At 65.5% G+C, this 14,789-nt stretch carries 16 protein-coding genes; 7 read left to right on the plus strand and 9 right to left on the minus strand.

Translation table 11 applies throughout. The features are described from left to right. Window positions 1-83: 83 nt before the first annotated feature. The 6 genes from pip to pqqA form a co-directional block, all read right to left on the minus strand. Complete coding sequence (gene pip / locus BRAO375_RS20555; protein WP_009029368.1) at window positions 84-1,094, minus strand: prolyl aminopeptidase; 1,011 nt, start codon at window positions 1,092-1,094, stop codon at window positions 84-86. Beyond that, window positions 1,087-2,280, minus strand: coding sequence for a pyrroloquinoline quinone biosynthesis protein PqqE (gene pqqE, locus BRAO375_RS20560; protein ID WP_009029369.1), 1,194 nt, complete (start codon window positions 2,278-2,280; stop codon window positions 1,087-1,089). The genes pip and pqqE overlap by 8 nt, the downstream gene beginning before the upstream one ends. Continuing rightward, entirely contained in the window at window positions 2,277-2,585 is a 309-nt protein-coding gene (pqqD, locus tag BRAO375_RS20565; RefSeq protein WP_009029370.1) for a pyrroloquinoline quinone biosynthesis peptide chaperone PqqD, read from the minus strand. The genes pqqE and pqqD overlap by 4 nt, the downstream gene beginning before the upstream one ends. A gap of 130 nt (window positions 2,586-2,715) precedes the next feature. Continuing rightward, window positions 2,716-3,471 carry a pyrroloquinoline-quinone synthase PqqC gene (pqqC, locus tag BRAO375_RS20570; protein WP_009029371.1) on the minus strand — a complete coding sequence of 252 codons (756 nt, stop codon included), beginning with the start codon at window positions 3,469-3,471 and terminating at the stop codon, window positions 2,716-2,718. Window positions 3,472-3,491: 20 nt separating this feature from the next. Then, window positions 3,492-4,421 (minus strand): pyrroloquinoline quinone biosynthesis protein PqqB, encoded by a 930-nt coding sequence (gene pqqB, locus BRAO375_RS20575; RefSeq protein WP_009029372.1) that lies wholly within the window; start codon window positions 4,419-4,421, stop codon window positions 3,492-3,494. Window positions 4,422-4,639: 218 nt separating this feature from the next. Beyond that, entirely contained in the window at window positions 4,640-4,720 is an 81-nt protein-coding gene (gene pqqA / locus BRAO375_RS20580; protein WP_012029362.1) for a pyrroloquinoline quinone precursor peptide PqqA, read from the minus strand. A 303-nt stretch (window positions 4,721-5,023) separates the two neighbouring features. Between pqqA and BRAO375_RS20585 the strand changes: the two genes are divergently transcribed. Further along, window positions 5,024-5,281: a DUF6894 family protein gene (locus BRAO375_RS20585; RefSeq protein WP_006614239.1), complete on the plus strand. Its 258-nt coding sequence runs from the start codon at window positions 5,024-5,026 to the stop codon at window positions 5,279-5,281. Window positions 5,282-5,341: 60 nt separating this feature from the next. On the opposite strand, the gene BRAO375_RS20590 is transcribed toward BRAO375_RS20585, so the two are convergent. Further along, complete coding sequence (locus BRAO375_RS20590; RefSeq protein WP_009029373.1) at window positions 5,342-5,776, minus strand: group III truncated hemoglobin; 435 nt, start codon at window positions 5,774-5,776, stop codon at window positions 5,342-5,344. A gap of 236 nt (window positions 5,777-6,012) precedes the next feature. Further along, on the minus strand, window positions 6,013-7,116 hold the full coding sequence (locus tag BRAO375_RS20595) for a lactonase family protein (RefSeq protein ID WP_009029374.1): 1,104 nt from the start codon (window positions 7,114-7,116) through the stop codon (window positions 6,013-6,015). Window positions 7,117-7,499: 383 nt separating this feature from the next. Between BRAO375_RS20595 and BRAO375_RS20600 the strand changes: the two genes are divergently transcribed. From BRAO375_RS20600 to BRAO375_RS20630, 6 genes are all read left to right on the plus strand, one after another. Further along, complete coding sequence (locus tag BRAO375_RS20600) at window positions 7,500-8,894, plus strand: amidase family protein (RefSeq protein WP_009029376.1); 1,395 nt, start codon at window positions 7,500-7,502, stop codon at window positions 8,892-8,894. Continuing rightward, entirely contained in the window at window positions 8,894-9,370 is a 477-nt protein-coding gene (locus tag BRAO375_RS20605) for a glutathione peroxidase (RefSeq protein WP_009029377.1), read from the plus strand. The genes BRAO375_RS20600 and BRAO375_RS20605 overlap by 1 nt, the downstream gene beginning before the upstream one ends. Further along, window positions 9,367-9,615, plus strand: coding sequence for a DUF3297 family protein (locus tag BRAO375_RS20610; protein ID WP_009029378.1), 249 nt, complete (start codon window positions 9,367-9,369; stop codon window positions 9,613-9,615). Before BRAO375_RS20605 ends, BRAO375_RS20610 begins: the two co-directional genes overlap by 4 nt. Window positions 9,616-10,126: 511 nt before the next feature. Continuing rightward, window positions 10,127-11,182 carry a hypothetical protein gene (locus BRAO375_RS20620; RefSeq protein WP_009029379.1) on the plus strand — a complete coding sequence of 352 codons (1,056 nt, stop codon included), beginning with the start codon at window positions 10,127-10,129 and terminating at the stop codon, window positions 11,180-11,182. A gap of 142 nt (window positions 11,183-11,324) precedes the next feature. After that, window positions 11,325-11,789 carry a DUF2269 family protein gene (locus BRAO375_RS20625; protein WP_009029380.1) on the plus strand — a complete coding sequence of 155 codons (465 nt, stop codon included), beginning with the start codon at window positions 11,325-11,327 and terminating at the stop codon, window positions 11,787-11,789. Window positions 11,790-11,912: 123 nt separating this feature from the next. After that, window positions 11,913-12,323, plus strand: a complete 411-nt coding sequence (locus BRAO375_RS20630) for an SRPBCC family protein (RefSeq protein ID WP_009029381.1) — start codon at window positions 11,913-11,915, stop codon at window positions 12,321-12,323. A 1,170-nt stretch (window positions 12,324-13,493) separates the two neighbouring features. Here BRAO375_RS20630 and BRAO375_RS20635 read toward each other — a convergent pair. Further along, the coding region (locus BRAO375_RS20635; protein ID WP_035641498.1) for a malonyl-CoA decarboxylase at window positions 13,494-14,789 on the minus strand (1,296 nt) is incomplete at its 5' end.

A 14,789-nucleotide genomic window follows, 5' to 3' on the forward strand; every position in this document is an offset into this window, starting at 1 on the left:
TGAACTTGGGTCGGAGTGTGGAGCCTCACCCCACCCCGATCGCTTCGCGATCGACCCTCCCCCTCCAGGGGAGGGTGAGAACCTCACGCCGTGTCTGTTCCATCTTGTCGCAAAGTCGCGCGCGTCGCCATATCGCAGATGGCTTTCATGACCGCGTCGCGGATGCCAGGATCATAAAGATTGTGACCTGCGGCTTCGACGACACGGATTTCGGCCTCGCGCCACACTTCAGCGAGCCGCGCGGAGGTCGAGGGCGGGCAGAGCAGGTCATAGCGGCCCTGCACGATGATGCCGGGAATGCCGGCGAGCCTGGTCGCGTCGCGCAGCAGTTGGTCCGGCGCCATGAAGCTGTCGTGCGAGAAGTAATGCGCCTCCATGAACGGCGTCGCGGGAAGCGCGCTGCCGGAGCGGATGGCGAGACGGTCGAGATGGCTGCGCGCCGGCTTGATCTCGGACAGCGCCCGCTCGGTGTCGTGCCACGCCCGCGCCGCGGGCCCGTGGATGGCTGGATCGGGGTCGAGGATGCGGCGGAAATAGGCATCGCAGGGATTGGCGCGCTCGGCTTCCGGCAGCATCTCCAGGAAGTCGCGATGGAGCGCGGGATGAAAGCGCGCCAGCGTCTCGCCGAACGCCATCTCCACCTCGGCGCGGGTGCCGAGAAAGGTCGCGCGCAGCACCAGCCCAGTGACGCGATTCGGATGCGCCTGCGCATAGGCCAGCGCCAATGTTGCCCCCCAGGAGCCGCCGGCAACGATCCATTTCGCGAAGCCGAACTTGGAGCGGATCGCCTCCATGTCGGCGATCAGATCGGGCAGGGTGTTGTTGTCGCGGCTGCGCGCGGGACGCGAGCGGCCGGCGCCGCGCTGGTCGAACAGCACGGCATGGAAGCGCTCGGGATCGAACAGGCGGCGGTGATCCGGCTGGCAGCCGGAGCCGGGGCCGCCGTGCAGATAGACGGCAGGAATGCCGCCGGCGCACCCGCTGCTCTCGACATAGATCTGATGCCCGCCGGAGACGTCGAGCCATTCCGACGTCAGCGGCGCGAACGGATCGTTGCGGCGCGCGGCGGCGCGGCCGGCTTCGGCGTCAGGCATCGCGGCTCTCGGGCGTGCCGCCGGCGAAGTTGCGATACAGGAAGCGGTCCTGACCCGAAGCCGCGTCGCGCTCCGCCTGCTTGAAGATGCTCTCGTGCAGCGGCGACAGCGTGCAGGCGGGATCGGTGTTGGCGGCGTCGCCGGTCAGCGCGAAGGCCTGGCAGCGGCAGCCGCCGAAGTCGATCTCGCGGAACTCGCAGGATTTGCACGGCTCCTTCATCCAGCCGGTGCCGCGATAGCGGTTGAAGGCTTCGGAGTTCTGCCAGATCCAGGCGATCGAGTTGTTCGAGCGCACCGACATGAACTCGAGCCCGGTGATGCTCTCGGCGGCGTGGCAGGGCAGGATCTTACCCGAGGGCGAGATGTTGAAGAACTGCCGGCCCCAGCCGCCCATGCATTTCTTCGGCCGCAGCGCATAATAGTCCGGCACGACGTAGTCGATCGTCAGCGTGCCCTTCAGCCGCTCGCGCGCCTCTTCGACCAGGCGATCGGTCTCCTCGAGCTGCTGATAGGTCGGCATCAAGCTGGCGCGATTCTTCAGCGCCCAGCCGTAGTACTGAACGTTGGCGACCTCGAGCCGGTCGGCGTCGAGATCGACCGCCATCTGGATGATGTCGGGCAACTGATGCAGGTTCTGCCGGTGCATCACGGCGTTGACCGTCAGCGGCAGGTCGAGCTCACGGGTCCAGCGCGCCACCTCAAGCTTCTTCGCATGGCCGCCCTTGTAGCCGCCGACGCGGTCGGCGACGACGGGCTCGTTGCCCTGGAAGCTGATCTGCACGTGGCAGAGGCCCGCATCGGCGAGCTCCTTCAGCCGCTCGCGCGTCAGCAGCACGGCCGAGGTGATCAGGTTGGTGTAGAGGCCGACCTCGTTGGCATGAGCAACCAGCTCGACGATGTCCTTGCGCGCGGTCGGCTCGCCGCCGGAGAAATGCACCTGCAGCACGCCGATCTCGGCGAGCTCCGACAGCACCTTCTTCCACTCGCCCGTGGTCAGCTCCTGACCGGCGCGATCGAGCTCCAGCGGGTTGGAGCAATACGGACATTGCAGCGGGCAGCGATGGGTGAGCTCGAGCAGCACGGCCAGCGGAATGCCGTAGGTCTCGGCGACGGAGCCGCGGCGTTCCAGCACGGCGAGGCCGTCATTGCTGTCGACCGGCGGTGTTGTATCTGTCAGTTCGGTCATGATGTCGTCTCCCGAACCTCGGTGAGAAAGCCCTTGTCAGCGAGGTCCTGCAGCATCGCGACGACATCGGTTGCGATGACGTCACGCGGCGCGGCGTATGTCGCCGCGAGCTCGTCGATGATATCAGCGACGCGGCGCGCGCCGTCGCACAGCTTCAGCACCTCGACCGCGATCTCATCCGGCGCCAGCACCCGCTCGGGCGCCAGGATCACCCAGACCTGCCGCGTCTCGTCATACTTCAGCTTCGTGTGCCGCGGCAGCACCACGCGGCTGGTTTCGGTGACCTGGATGTGACGCGGGGCCATGGCGGGGTCTCTAGGGCTTTTCGTTAAGAAGCGCGATGGCCGCGCCGAGCATAACTCGACTCCCCTCCCCGCAAGGGGGAGGGGGGCGCACCGATCGCGGCGCTAGAGCGGTGGTCCAGACAACGCACGCTCACCCCTCCTTCGGCACGAACGCGCCGGGCGGGATGTGGCCCTCGACATACGCGTGATACAGCGCGTCGAGCTGGACCCACAGCACGTTGGTCTTGAAGATCAGCGCATTGCACACCGCGGCGCGCTGCTCGGGCGTGGTGGCGTGCTCCTTGACGTAATGCAGCGCGAAGTTGGCGTCGCGCGGCGCCTGGGTGAGACGGCGCTTGAAGTAGCTCATGGTGTCGTTGTTGACGAAGCTGTAGTGCTCCAGCATCCCGGAGATGCGCTCCTCGTGAATGCTGGGCGCGAACAGCTCGGTCAGCGACGAGGCGATCGCCTCGAGCGGCGAGCGGTCGCGGCAGAAATGCACATAGGCTTCCACCGCGAAGCGCGTCGCCGGCAGAATGCCCTCGGTGGATTCCACATAGGCCGTGTCGAGGCCGAGGCCTTCGGTCAGCTTGATCCAGCGCTCGATGCCGCCCTCGCTGCCGACGTCGCCGTCGTGATCCTCGATGCGGTGACGCCATTCCAGCCGCGTGGCCCGGTCGCGGAAGCGGGTCATCACCATCGCGTCCTTGAGCGGGATCGTCGACTGATAGTAGTAGCGGTTCAGCGCCCAGGCCTGCACCTGGCCCTTGTTGAGCTTGCCGCTGTGCAGCAGCTTATGGAATGGATGGTGATTGTGATAGCGCGTCGCGCCGATGTGGCGCAGTGCGGCTTCCAATTCACTCGCATTGTTCAGCGTCACGCCGCGTCCGATCGACAGCGCCGTCATTCCGCTCAGATTGACCTCACTCACAGCACGATCTCCATCCCTTCAGCGGGGATTTCCCATCCCTCGCGTTCCAACGTTTGCCGCTCGGGTGAGGCGTGCAGCCACGCCGGATTGGAGTTGTTGATGTGCAGGAAGATCTTCCTGCCGATCCCGAGGTCCGCCAGCTGCTTGATCGCGCCGCTTTCTCCGGACATCGCGATATGTCCCATGCTCTGCCCGGTCTTGTTGCCGAGTCCGGCCTGGATCATCTCGTCATCGCGCCAGACGGTGCCGTCGAACAGCACCAGCGGCGCGCCTTTCAATCTCAGTCTCAGCTCATGATCGACTTCGGCGCAGGCGGCGATGACGTAGGCGTATTGCCCGCTGTCGATGTCCTCGATCTTCAAGCCGAGCGTGTCGCCGGTCGAGGAGCTGCCGCCGGGATGCTGTTTGTCGCGCAGATACCAGGCGCTGGTGCCGGACACCGCGAACGCCGTGATCTCCAGCCCCGACGGGGCGCCGTCCTGCAGCAGGGGGCGGAACGGAACGTCGATCACGATCGGAACGCGCTTGACGTTCTCGTCCTTCAACACATCGAAGATGTTGTTGGAGCGGAGGATCGCAAGCACCTTCGGGTGCGCATGGATCGAAAAAGGCGAGCTCTCGCGCATCGACAGCAGGCCGGTGACGGCGTCGATCTCGCCATTGGTGAGGATCACGCCGGCGATCGGGCTGTGGCGCAGCGCGCCCGGCTTCGGATGCAATTGCGGCGTCGAGGTGACCTGCTGGCGCAGGTCGGGCGAGGCGTTGATCAGGAACCAGTTGGCGCCGTCGGCGCTGACCGCGACCGAGGCCTGGCTGTTGCGGATCTCGGGATGGTCCGTGCGCGCGGCGCGGCACACGGCGCAGCCGCAATTCCACTGCGGGACTCCGCCGCCCGCGGCGGCGCCCAGGACGACGAGGCGAAGCATGAGCCGTCTCCTGGAATTCAGCTGTGGTGGCGCACGCGATTACCGGCGGCAGGATGACCAGCAATCTCGGGGGATCAGCAGGTCAGGAGGGCGACGAGGGTGGGACATCTGACCTGCACATGGCAGCAGCAGACGGCTGGCACACAGGCGATCGCTGACCGCCCACCCTCAAGCGTCGACGTCCGGATCGGGCGGGACCTGGACGTCACACCCGCGAATTATTTGCGGGCCGCGCAGGCGTACATGTTGATTTCCATGCCGACCGGCACTTCAACAATCTTCGGTGCTTTCCAGGCCATTGTCCTCTCCTTCAAGACGGGACGGTTATCGTCCTCAGCATTAAACTACCGTGCTACGAAAAGTTCGCCAGTGGAATCTTTTTGTTTGAGCGTCTCAGGCCCGCTTATTGCAATGCGAAGTCGCAAACGCGAATGACTCCAGTTTTCGTCGGTTTGAGCCGCGAAAACAACGAATTCGTGATCGATGGCTTCGCACCACCGTCCTGTTCCGCCATTAGCTTGGGGCGAAACGGGTCGGATAAAGCGGTTGTGAGAGGTTCGAGACTTCAAAATCCCAGCGTGTGACCCCATTGGAAGCTGACGATGCCTAGATATTTCTTCAACACACGGATCGGCGAGGAACTGGTCTCCGACACCGACGGCGAAGTGCTGCGCAATCCCGATCGCGCCTGGGAAGTCGCGCGCGACATGATCAAGGAACTGCTGCGCACCGAAGGTGGCAATGCCGCGCTGATGACCGCGGTCATCGAGGTCACCGACGAGGATGGCGAGATCGTGCTGGAGTTTCCGTTCTCGGAGGCGATCTTCAACATGACCGCGCAATCGATGACGCGACACTGAGTGCGGCGGCCGGGCCGCCGCCGATCGCACGCGGGCGGGGCCTGGATGCGACCCGCCGGCTTAGACGGAATGCCGGGGCCGGACGAGCTCGCCGCGGGTGCTGGCGATCCCCATCTCGAAACTGTCGGCGATCCGCCGCGCCCGGACGATGAAGAGCTCGGCGAGCTCCGGCGAGAACAGGTCCTTCGCCGTCGCCTCGAATAGCTGCAGCCAGCGGTCGAAATGCGGGCCCTGCAACTCCAGCACAAGATGCGGCCGCATCGGCGCGCCGCTGTAGCGTCCCGTCTTCAGGAACATCGACGACCAGAAATCGCTGATCCGGCCGATGTGCTCGTCCCAGTCCTCGACGGTGCGGTTGAAGATCGGCCCGATCAACGCGTCCTCGCGCGCCCGGCCGTAGAAGGTCTCGACCAGTAGGCGGATCGAGGCGTCATCGAGTTCCGGATGTTGAACCGCGAGGGGATGGCGGTCGGGCTGTGCGGCGGGCATGCTCATGGCGCTGTATATAGGGATTGATAGCGGGAAAGGACATGCCGCGCCGCCATGGGCCTCATGGTTCGATCAGGGCTCATGGTTCGAGACGCGCCGAAGACGGCGCTCCTCACCATGAGGGTGAGCAGGGCGGTATGTGGAAAGTACCCTCACCGCACATTCCGCCCTCATCCTGAGGAGCGCGCCTTCGGGCGCGCGTCTCGAAGGATGGCCGCGGGCTCAGTTTCTCCACCCGCCGCTCACGGCAGGGTGACGAACTCCACCCAGTTCGGCTTCTTGCCGACCACGTACGACGTCACCTTCTCCAGCGCGCCGCTGGCCGGATCGATCTTGTACACGGTCATGCCGTTCGACACCTCGCCGACGGCGGCGAGATAGCGCCCCGTCGGATCGATCGCGAAGCCGCGCGGCTGCGTCTCGGTCGGCACGCTGCCGATCAGCGTCACGCGCCCATTGACGGCATCGATCTTGAACGCGGCCAGTGTGTTGGAGCCGCGCTCTGACGCATACACGAACTTGCCATCCGGCGTCGCATGAAGATCGGCGGCCCATGGCTTGCCGGTGAAGCCGGCGGGCAGCGTGGTGATGCGCTGCTGCTCGGTCCACGTGCCCTTGTCAGCGTCATAGGCATAGACGGCGAGATCGGCGTTGAGCTCGTGCAGAAGATAGATGAACTTGCCGTTCGGGTGGAAGATGAAGTGCCGCGGGCCGGATTTCTCCGGCGTCTTCACCGTCAGCGCATCCTTGGCCGTCAGCGTGCCGGTTGCGGCATCGAAGGCGAAGCCGAGCACCTGGTCGGAGCCGAGATTGGTGGCGAACACGAAGCGGTTGTCGGGCGAGGGCAGGACCGCATGCGCGTTCAGCCCGGTCGGGATCACCTGGCTCGGCGCGGCAACCACGCCATTCGCCTGGAGCGGATTCACCGCGACCTTGTTGCCGCCATAGGACGCGCTGAACAGCACTTTGCCGGTGCGGTCGAAGGCGATGTTGGCCATGCTGTCGGCGAGCGGCCCGTTGCCGATATGGGTGAGCTGGCCGGTCTTGCCGTCGATCGCGAAGCTCTCCGCCTGGAAGGGTTGCGAGCGGACGCCGGCGACCAGCACGCGCTTGTCCGGGCTGACGGCGAGCGGGGTCGACGAGCCCGGCTTCTCGACGCCGACGAACGCTGCCGTCTGCACCGGGCTCACCTCGCCGGTCGCGGCGTCGAACTTGAACACGCTGATGTCATTGCTGTCGGCATTGCCGACATAGGCGTAGGTCTCGGCGTGGCCCACACGCGGCGAAAGTGTTGCTGCTGCGGTGAGAACGAGTGTTGCGGCCATGATGGTGCCCGATCTGATCATGTGGTTTCCCCCTCTGGTGATGTTCTTGCTTGAGGTCTTAAAGTCGTTTGCGAAGCTTGACCAAGCCTGTTTCCGGATCGATCGATGCAGGACGGGTATTGATCGGGTGAGCTCAGCCATCGCTGAACCCGCCTGATCTGCCGCTCGATGTGCCGTCAATGTGTTTCTCCGTCATGCCCGGGCTTGACCCGGGCATCCACGTCCATCCACACGCGACGAGCAACGTGGATGGCCGGGTCAAGCCCGGCCATGACGAGGAGGAGAGGGGAGGCACGAAAGTGCCATGCGCCTTGCTGCATGGAGCTGTGGTGAGAGCTGCGTGCGGACGACTTTCTCCGATCCCGCGTGCACGCTAGAACAGCCCCGACACCACGGAGCTCCCCATGACCGATCTCTGGCGCCTGCCGGCTGCCGATCTCGCCGCCCTCATCAAGTCGAAACAGGTCTCCGCCAGGGACGCCGCGACCTCGGCGCTGGCCCGGCTCGATGCGGTCAACCCCGCCATCAACGCCGTGATCGACCACCGCCCTGAGGACGTGCTGCAGCAGGCCGACGCGATCGACGCGCGGCTGGCGCGCGGCGAAGACCCGGGGCCGCTCGCCGGCGTGCCGGTGACGATCAAGGTCAATGTCGACCAGGCCGGCTACGCCACCACCAACGGCCTCAATTTGCAGAAGGACGCCATCGCGTCCGCGCACAACCCCGTCGTCAACAACTTCGTCAAGGCCGGCGCCGTGCTGCTCGGCCGCACCAATACGCCTGCGGTGTCCTATCGCTGGTTCACCAGCAACCTCGTCCACGGCCACACCAAGAACCCGCGCGACCCCGGCATCACGCCGGGCGGCTCCTCCGGCGGCGCCGGCTCGGCCACCGCCGCGGGCATCGGCCATATCGGCCATGGCACCGATATCGCCGGCTCGGTGCGCTACCCCGCTTATGCCTGCGGCATCCACGGCCTGCGCCCGACGGTCGGTCGCATCCCCGCGTTCAATACCTGCCTGCCGGAGCGTCCGATCGGCCCGCAGATCAGCGCGGTCTCCGGCCCGCTCGCCCGGACGATCAACGATGTCAGGATCGCGCTCGCGGCGATGTCGGCGCGCGACGTGCGCGACGTCTGGTGGATGCCGGTGCCGCTCGAGGGACCGCCGCTGCCGAAGCGGGTCACGCTCTGCGTCAACCCCGACGGCCTGAACCCGGTGCCGGAAGTCGTCGCCGCGCTGCGCGACGCCGCCAGGCGGCTCGAAGCCGCCGGCTGGACCGTCGAGGACATCCAGGACACCCCGCCGCTGCAGGAGGCCGCGCTGCTGCAGACCCGGCTCTGGCTGGGCGACGGCTACGAGGCACAGCTTGCTGCCGCCGAGAAGGAGGGCGACCCCGGCGCGCTCGCCTGCCTGCGCGGCAACCGGGACAAGGTGCATCCGTTCGACCTCTCGGCGACGCTCGCACGCCGCGCCGCGCTGACCCGGCAGTGGCTCCTGTTCATGGAGCAGCATCCGCTGCTGCTGCTGCCGGTTTCCGGCATGCTGCCGTTTGCCGACCAGCTCGACCGCAAGGACGAGGAATCGTTCAAGCAGGTCTGGCACGCGCAGCTGACGCAGATCGCGATTCCGTTCTTCGGCCTGCCGGGTCTCGTCGTCTCGACCGGCATGGTCGGCCGCGTCCCTGTCGGCGTGCAGCTCGTCGGCCAGCGCTTTCGCGAGGACATGTGCCTTGCCGCGGGCGAGGCGATCGAGGCCGGCGGCGTGCCGCCGTCGCCGATCGATCCGGTGCTCGGTTGATGGCCGGCATCTACGATTTCACTGCGGCCTCCCTGACCGGCGAGGAGGTGCCGCTGAAGCGCTTCGAAGGGCAGGTGATGCTGATCGTCAACACCGCCAGCGCCTGCGGGTTCACGCCGCAATATCGCGGCCTGGAGGCCCTGCACCGCGCCTACGCCGACAGGGGCTTTGCCGTGCTCGGTTTTCCCTGTAACCAGTTCGGCGCCCAGGAGCCCGGCACGGCCGAGGAGATCAGCGCGTTCTGCTCGGCGAAGTACGATGTCACCTTCCCGCTGTTTGCGAAGATCGACGTCAACGGCGCCGCGGCGCATCCGCTGTTCAAGTTCCTGAAGGGCGAGAAAACCGGCCTGTTGGGCTCGGCGGTCAAATGGAATTTCACCAAATTCCTGGTCGATCGCTCGGGCCGCGTGGTGTCGCGCCATGCGCCGACCACCACGCCCGAGGCGCTGAAGAAAGAGATCGAGGCACTGCTGTGAGCGACAACGAGACCTTCACCTTCCCGGACCGCCTCTCGGTCGATCCGAAGAGCCCCTATTACAACGCGGAGATCCTGTCGCGCGACGTCGGCATCCGCTTCAAGGGCGCCGAGAAGACCAATGTCGAGGAATACTGCATCAGCGAAGGCTGGATCCGCGTCGCCGCCGGCAACGCCAAGGACCGCCACGGCAACCCGCTGACCATCAAGGTGCACGGGCCGGTGGAGCCGTATTTCAAGGACTGAGGAGTGGGGACGCTGCCCTGCTCATAGCCCTATCAGCCGGTCTCTGGCCTCTGCGATCAGGCAAATCGCCAACCCAGACCTCGTCATGCCCGGGCTTGACCCGGGCATCCACGTTTTTCGACGAGGCACGACGTGGATGGCCGGGACGAGCCCGGCCATGACGCTCGTGGGGCGGACGGCGCCCCCCTCACACTCCGCTGTCATCGTCCGCGCAGGCGGACGATCCAGTATCCCAGAGGCGGCAGTAATTGATCGAGAGGCCGCGGCGGGGAATGATACTGAGGGTGACGTGCGAGCGTCGGCACGGACAGGAACCGATGCGCGGAACGAGGCGCTGACCCCTGACCTCAAAAATATTTGAGCGTCGCTCAAAATATTTCTTGAACATCGCTCACGTTTGGCTACACTCACCTTTATCCGCCCCGCCGGCGTCGGCCCGCGACGCGCAACGCGAGCAGCGTTTGCGCGGCCGGATTCGCATGCCTCCGGCGGACCACCCGAGGTAACGACGATGTCCTATTCCGAATCCGACCTTCGCGCCGCATCGAGTGCCGGCGCCATCAGCCCCGACGAACTGCAACGCCTGCTGGCCTACCTGCAGCAGCGCGCGCCCTCCACCGACACCCCCCGCGCCAAATTCGATGCCGCGCATCTGCTCTGGTACGCCGGCGCGCTGATCGTGATCGGCGCCATGGGCCTGTTCTCGACCGTCGCCTTCTCGCAAATGGGCGGCCGCGCTTTGACGGCCTGCGCGCTCGCTTACGCCGCCGCCTTCGGCTTCGCCGGCGACCAGCTCTGGCGCCGCAGCCTGCGCGTTCCCGGCGGCCTCTTGATCGCCATCGCCGTGTCCATGGCGCCGCTCGCCGTCTACGGCGTCCAGGCCGAGCTCGGCTGGTGGGGCAGGTTCGGCAAGCCCGGCACGGTCCAGGACTTCTATGTCTGGATCAAGGGCAGCTGGCTGTTCATGGAGCTCGCCACCGTCGCGGCGGGGGCCATCGCGCTGCGCTTCTACCGCGTCCCCTTCATCTATGCGGTCATCTCGGTGGCGCTGTGGTTCATGTCGATGGACCTCACGCCCTGGATCTTCAACGTCAGCCACCTCGATTGGGAGATGCGCCGCATCGTCTCGATCTGGTTCGGCCTGGGCATGCTCAGCCTGGCCTGGATCGTCGACTACACCAGCGACAACCGCGACTTCGGCTTCTGGCTGCATCTGTTCGGCCTGATGGCCTTCTGGGGCGGCATCAGCGCCACTGAAGGCTCAACCGAACTGGGCAAGGCGATCTACTGCCTGATGAATGTCGGCCTGCTCGCGATCGCCGTCATCATCGTCCGCCGCGCCTACGCCGTGTTCGGCGCCATCGGCATCACGATGTATCTCGGCCATCTCGCCGAAATGGTCTTCAAGGACTCGCTGCTGTTCCCGTTCGCGCTGTCGCTGATCGGCGTCGCGGTGGTGGCGGCGGGGCTGGCGTATCATCGGAAGCAGAAGGCGATTGCGGAGTGGCTGGCGGCCAATCTGCCGCCGGCGGTGCTGAGGTTGCGGCCGCAAGGCGGAGCCAATTAAGAAAGCGGCTGCGACAATTGGTGCGGCCGTCCCCGAATGCGCCTCTTGAGGACGTTCGCATCCGCAGGCATTGTTGGAGCCCTCACGAGGCGCGCGCACGTTGGCCGCAACACTTGATCGAACATGAGGTCGACGCCGGGTCATGCTTTATCAGACGCTGACACTGATCCACATCGTCAGCGCCACGGTTCTGTTCGGTGGCGGCGTTTTCGCTGGCGTGCTCGGGACGCTCGTCTACGGTTCGCACAAGACAAGATGGATCGCGGAATTCGGGCCTCATATCGTCAAGGTCGAGCTCTATTCCACCGTTCTCGCCGCGCTCACTCAGGTGGTCACGGGATTTTGGATGGCCTCGATCGCGGCCTACCCGCTTTCGAGCGGCTGGCTCGGATGGGCCTTGATGCTGCTCTGCATCGCGGGCGTCTGCTGGATCTTCGGCGTGTGGCTGCAGCACCGCATGGTCGCAATTTCGAACAAGGCTGTTGAGACGAGCTCGGGATTGCCCGCCGAATATCACAAGCTGTTCAAGGTCTGGACCTTCCTGGGCCTGCCTTCAACGACGGCCATGCTCGGGATCTTCTATTTGATGGTGTTCAAGCCGGCTTGAAGCCTTGAACTGGATTTCCGCGACAGTGCTGTCGGAGCAGGTCAGCCTGGATCGTCCTTGGGACGAATACAAATCCTGCACTCGTGCAGCGAGCCGTCCCAATCGAACCAAGGAGCAATCATCATGCGGATCACCGTCGAAACCACCGTCGCAGCCCCGATCGATCAGGTCTGGCGCGCCTATACGACGCCGGCCGACATCGTCAACTGGAACGCCGCGTCCGACGACTGGCATACGACCAAGGCCACGGTCGATCTGCGGGAGGGCGGAGATTTCTCGTCGCGGATGGAGGCCAAGGACGGCAGCATGGGCTTCGACTTCGCCGGCACCTACACGAAGATCGTCGAGCACAAGCTGATCGCCTACGCCTTCGGCGACCGGAAAGCGGACGTTCATTTCGAGACCGGTCCGAACGGCGTTCTCGTTCGCGTTGTCTTCGATCCTGAAACGACGCACCCGGTCGAGATGCAACAGCAAGGCTGGCAGGCCATTCTCGACAGCTTCAAAAAACACGTGGAGGCAAAGGCGTCCTGAGCGTGCGGAACGCGGGGCGGTCCGATGGGGACGTCGTGATCGGCCGGAATCTTCGCTCTTGACAAATTCCGAAAATCAGTAATACTGCCTGCGTCCTGCCTCATCGCAGAGGGGCGTACGCGTCGTCACGAACGTCGGGGCAGGGATGCGGTGGCCGCAGCGGCGACGGTGGACGACCGGCGTCGTTGCGGACGGAGAAGTCGTGTGGTCCTGGCCTCTCGACGCTGAGGTCAAGTCTGCGGTCGGTTGCTTGACGGCACGCGCGGACGACGGGGGCAAGAACGCCGATCCCCGGGGAGAGCACGAAGGACACCGTGAAAACCATCGCGCAGGGAGGGCCGGAATGCACCGGTCGTACCTGTGGTTCCTGCCCCGTGCATTTTCTCACGCACGGGGGCCATGGGTGTGGCCAGCACCCGGTCTTCCCTGCGCCCTCTGTCGTTGATCAGGGGGACATGTCGATGCAGCACTCGGGCGTGACGCGCCGCGAGGCTATGGTCGCACGTCCCCCGGCTGTTTGAGATGTGAAAGCGATTCATCCTCACGCCGTCCACCGACGCGGCCGCTTACCTCCGCTGTCGTCCCGGACAAGCCGTGACGCGCAAAGCGCGTCGCGGCGCCGATCCGGGACCCATACTCCGCGGCGGTCGTGGCGTGGCGCGGTGTAACGACAAGCCTGCCCCAAACGATACCCTGTGGTTATGGATCCCGGATCTGCGCGCGCGTGGCCGCGCGCTTGTCCGGGATGACGGCAGTGGTTGTGGCGCGACGCGCATGTCTCATGCAACGCCATTGCGAGCCACCGACGCGGCCGCTTACCTCCGCTGTCGTCCCGGACAAGCCGTGACGCGCAAAGCGCGTCGCGGCGCAGATCCGGGACCCATACTCCGCGGCGGTCGTGGCGTGGCGCGGTCTAACGACGGGCCTGCCTCAAACGAGGTCCTGTGGTTGTGGATCCCGGCGTTCGCCGGGATGACGACGGTGGTTGTGGCGGGAGCACAGTACATCACCGGCGTCATTGCGAGCGAAGCGAAGCAATCCAGGGCTGCGCGCGAGACTCTGGATTGCTTCGTCGCTTCGCTCCTCGCAATGACGGAGTTTTGGCGTGGGCGGCGTGCCCGAACAACGGCGCGAGGCGGATGCGAGGCGGTGCCGCAGTCTGCCGCAAGACTACGACGACAACCTCATATCCAGCAGCCGCCGGCCTTCGCCGCGCAGCAGCTTCTTCACGGCGCTGGAGGCGACGACCTCGCCCTCATTGGCATACGCCTCGTGGTTCTTCTCGATGTCCTCGAGCCGGTACAGATAGTTCACCATCACGGTCGCCGACTCGCGCTGGCCCTTGGCGGAGAGGTCACCAAGCCAGTTGATGCGCTCCAGCCTTGCGCCGTTGCCGAGGTGGAAGCGCGCGACGGGATCGATCAGCTTGCCCTTCGCCGTGCGCGCCTTGAGGAAGTAGTGCGCAGCGAGCGGCTCGATCACGGCGCGCAACTCGGACGTGATCGATGCGTCCTCGACCCAGCGCGGCTCGTTGAGGAGCTTGAGCACGTTGCGATCCTCTTCGGTCGCATCCTCGGTCGATTTCAGCCAGCCCATGAAGCCCGGCACCGGCGACAGCGTCACGAACGTGTCGAGCTTCGGCAGCTCGCGCCTCAACTCCTCGACCACCTGCTTGATCAGGAAGTTGCCGAAAGAAATGCCGCCAAGGCCGCGCTGGGTGTTGGAGATCGAATAGAACACAGCGGTGCGGGCGCGATCGGCCGGCACCGGCGTGCGGTCAACGGCAAGCAGCGGCGCGATGGCGCCGGGAATGGTCTCGGTCAGCGCGATCTCGACGAAGATCAGCGGCGCATCGGGCATCGCCGGATGGAAGAAGGCGTAGCAGCGACGGTCGACCGGATCGATGCGGCGGCGCAGATCGTCCCAGTCGTGGATCTCGTGCACCGCCTCGTAGCGGATGATCTGCTCAAGAATGTTCGCCGGCGTCGACCAGTCGATCTTGCGCAGCACGAGAAACCCCCTGTTGAACCACGAACTCAAGAGATGCACGATGTCGCGATCGAGCGCGGCGAGTTCCGGATTGGCCTTGAGGAGATCCAGAAGATCGGTGCGCATCGCGACCAGCTCGGCCGTTCCGCCGGGCGCGCGGTTGAGGCGACGAATCAGCTCCTGCCGCCGCGGCTCCGAGGCGAAATGCAGCGCGCTCGCGCCTTCGTCGGACGGCGCCGCGCGCCAGTCCTCGATCGCCTTGCCGAGCTTGGCCTTGTCGGGCCCGAAATCATGCACCAGCGCGGTGAAGAACGCCTTGCGGCCCTCGGCGTCGAGATCATGATAGCCGTCGAGCACGTCTCGAGCCATCGCGGTGCCCGAGGCCTCGCCGGCACCGGACACCAGCGCCTCGCACAGCTCGGCGAGGCTGGTCGCATCATGCTTGTCGACGGCCGGGGTGCCTCCGGTCGCCGCAAC

The sequence above is a fragment of the Bradyrhizobium sp. ORS 375 genome (assembly GCF_000239775.1).
Lineage (GTDB): Bacteria > Pseudomonadota > Alphaproteobacteria > Rhizobiales > Xanthobacteraceae > Bradyrhizobium.

Coding starts and splice junctions, on each gene's coding strand:
- pip (WP_009029368.1), bottom strand. CDS start 1,094: ATGCCTGACGCCGAAGCCGGCCGCGCCGCCGCGCGCCGCAACGATCCG.
- pqqE (WP_009029369.1), bottom strand. CDS start 2,280: ATGACCGAACTGACAGATACAACACCGCCGGTCGACAGCAATGACGGC.
- pqqD (WP_009029370.1), bottom strand. CDS start 2,585: ATGGCCCCGCGTCACATCCAGGTCACCGAAACCAGCCGCGTGGTGCTG.
- pqqC (WP_009029371.1), bottom strand. CDS start 3,471: ATGACGGCGCTGTCGATCGGACGCGGCGTGACGCTGAACAATGCGAGT.
- pqqB (WP_009029372.1), bottom strand. CDS start 4,421: ATGCTTCGCCTCGTCGTCCTGGGCGCCGCCGCGGGCGGCGGAGTCCCG.
- pqqA (WP_012029362.1), bottom strand. CDS start 4,720: ATGGCCTGGAAAGCACCGAAGATTGTTGAAGTGCCGGTCGGCATGGAA.
- BRAO375_RS20585 (WP_006614239.1), top strand. CDS start 5,024: ATGCCTAGATATTTCTTCAACACACGGATCGGCGAGGAACTGGTCTCC.
- BRAO375_RS20590 (WP_009029373.1), bottom strand. CDS start 5,776: ATGAGCATGCCCGCCGCACAGCCCGACCGCCATCCCCTCGCGGTTCAA.
- BRAO375_RS20595 (WP_009029374.1), bottom strand. CDS start 7,116: ATGATCAGATCGGGCACCATCATGGCCGCAACACTCGTTCTCACCGCA.
- BRAO375_RS20600 (WP_009029376.1), top strand. CDS start 7,500: ATGACCGATCTCTGGCGCCTGCCGGCTGCCGATCTCGCCGCCCTCATC.
- BRAO375_RS20605 (WP_009029377.1), top strand. CDS start 8,894: ATGGCCGGCATCTACGATTTCACTGCGGCCTCCCTGACCGGCGAGGAG.
- BRAO375_RS20620 (WP_009029379.1), top strand. CDS start 10,127: ATGTCCTATTCCGAATCCGACCTTCGCGCCGCATCGAGTGCCGGCGCC.
- BRAO375_RS20625 (WP_009029380.1), top strand. CDS start 11,325: ATGCTTTATCAGACGCTGACACTGATCCACATCGTCAGCGCCACGGTT.
- BRAO375_RS20630 (WP_009029381.1), top strand. CDS start 11,913: ATGCGGATCACCGTCGAAACCACCGTCGCAGCCCCGATCGATCAGGTC.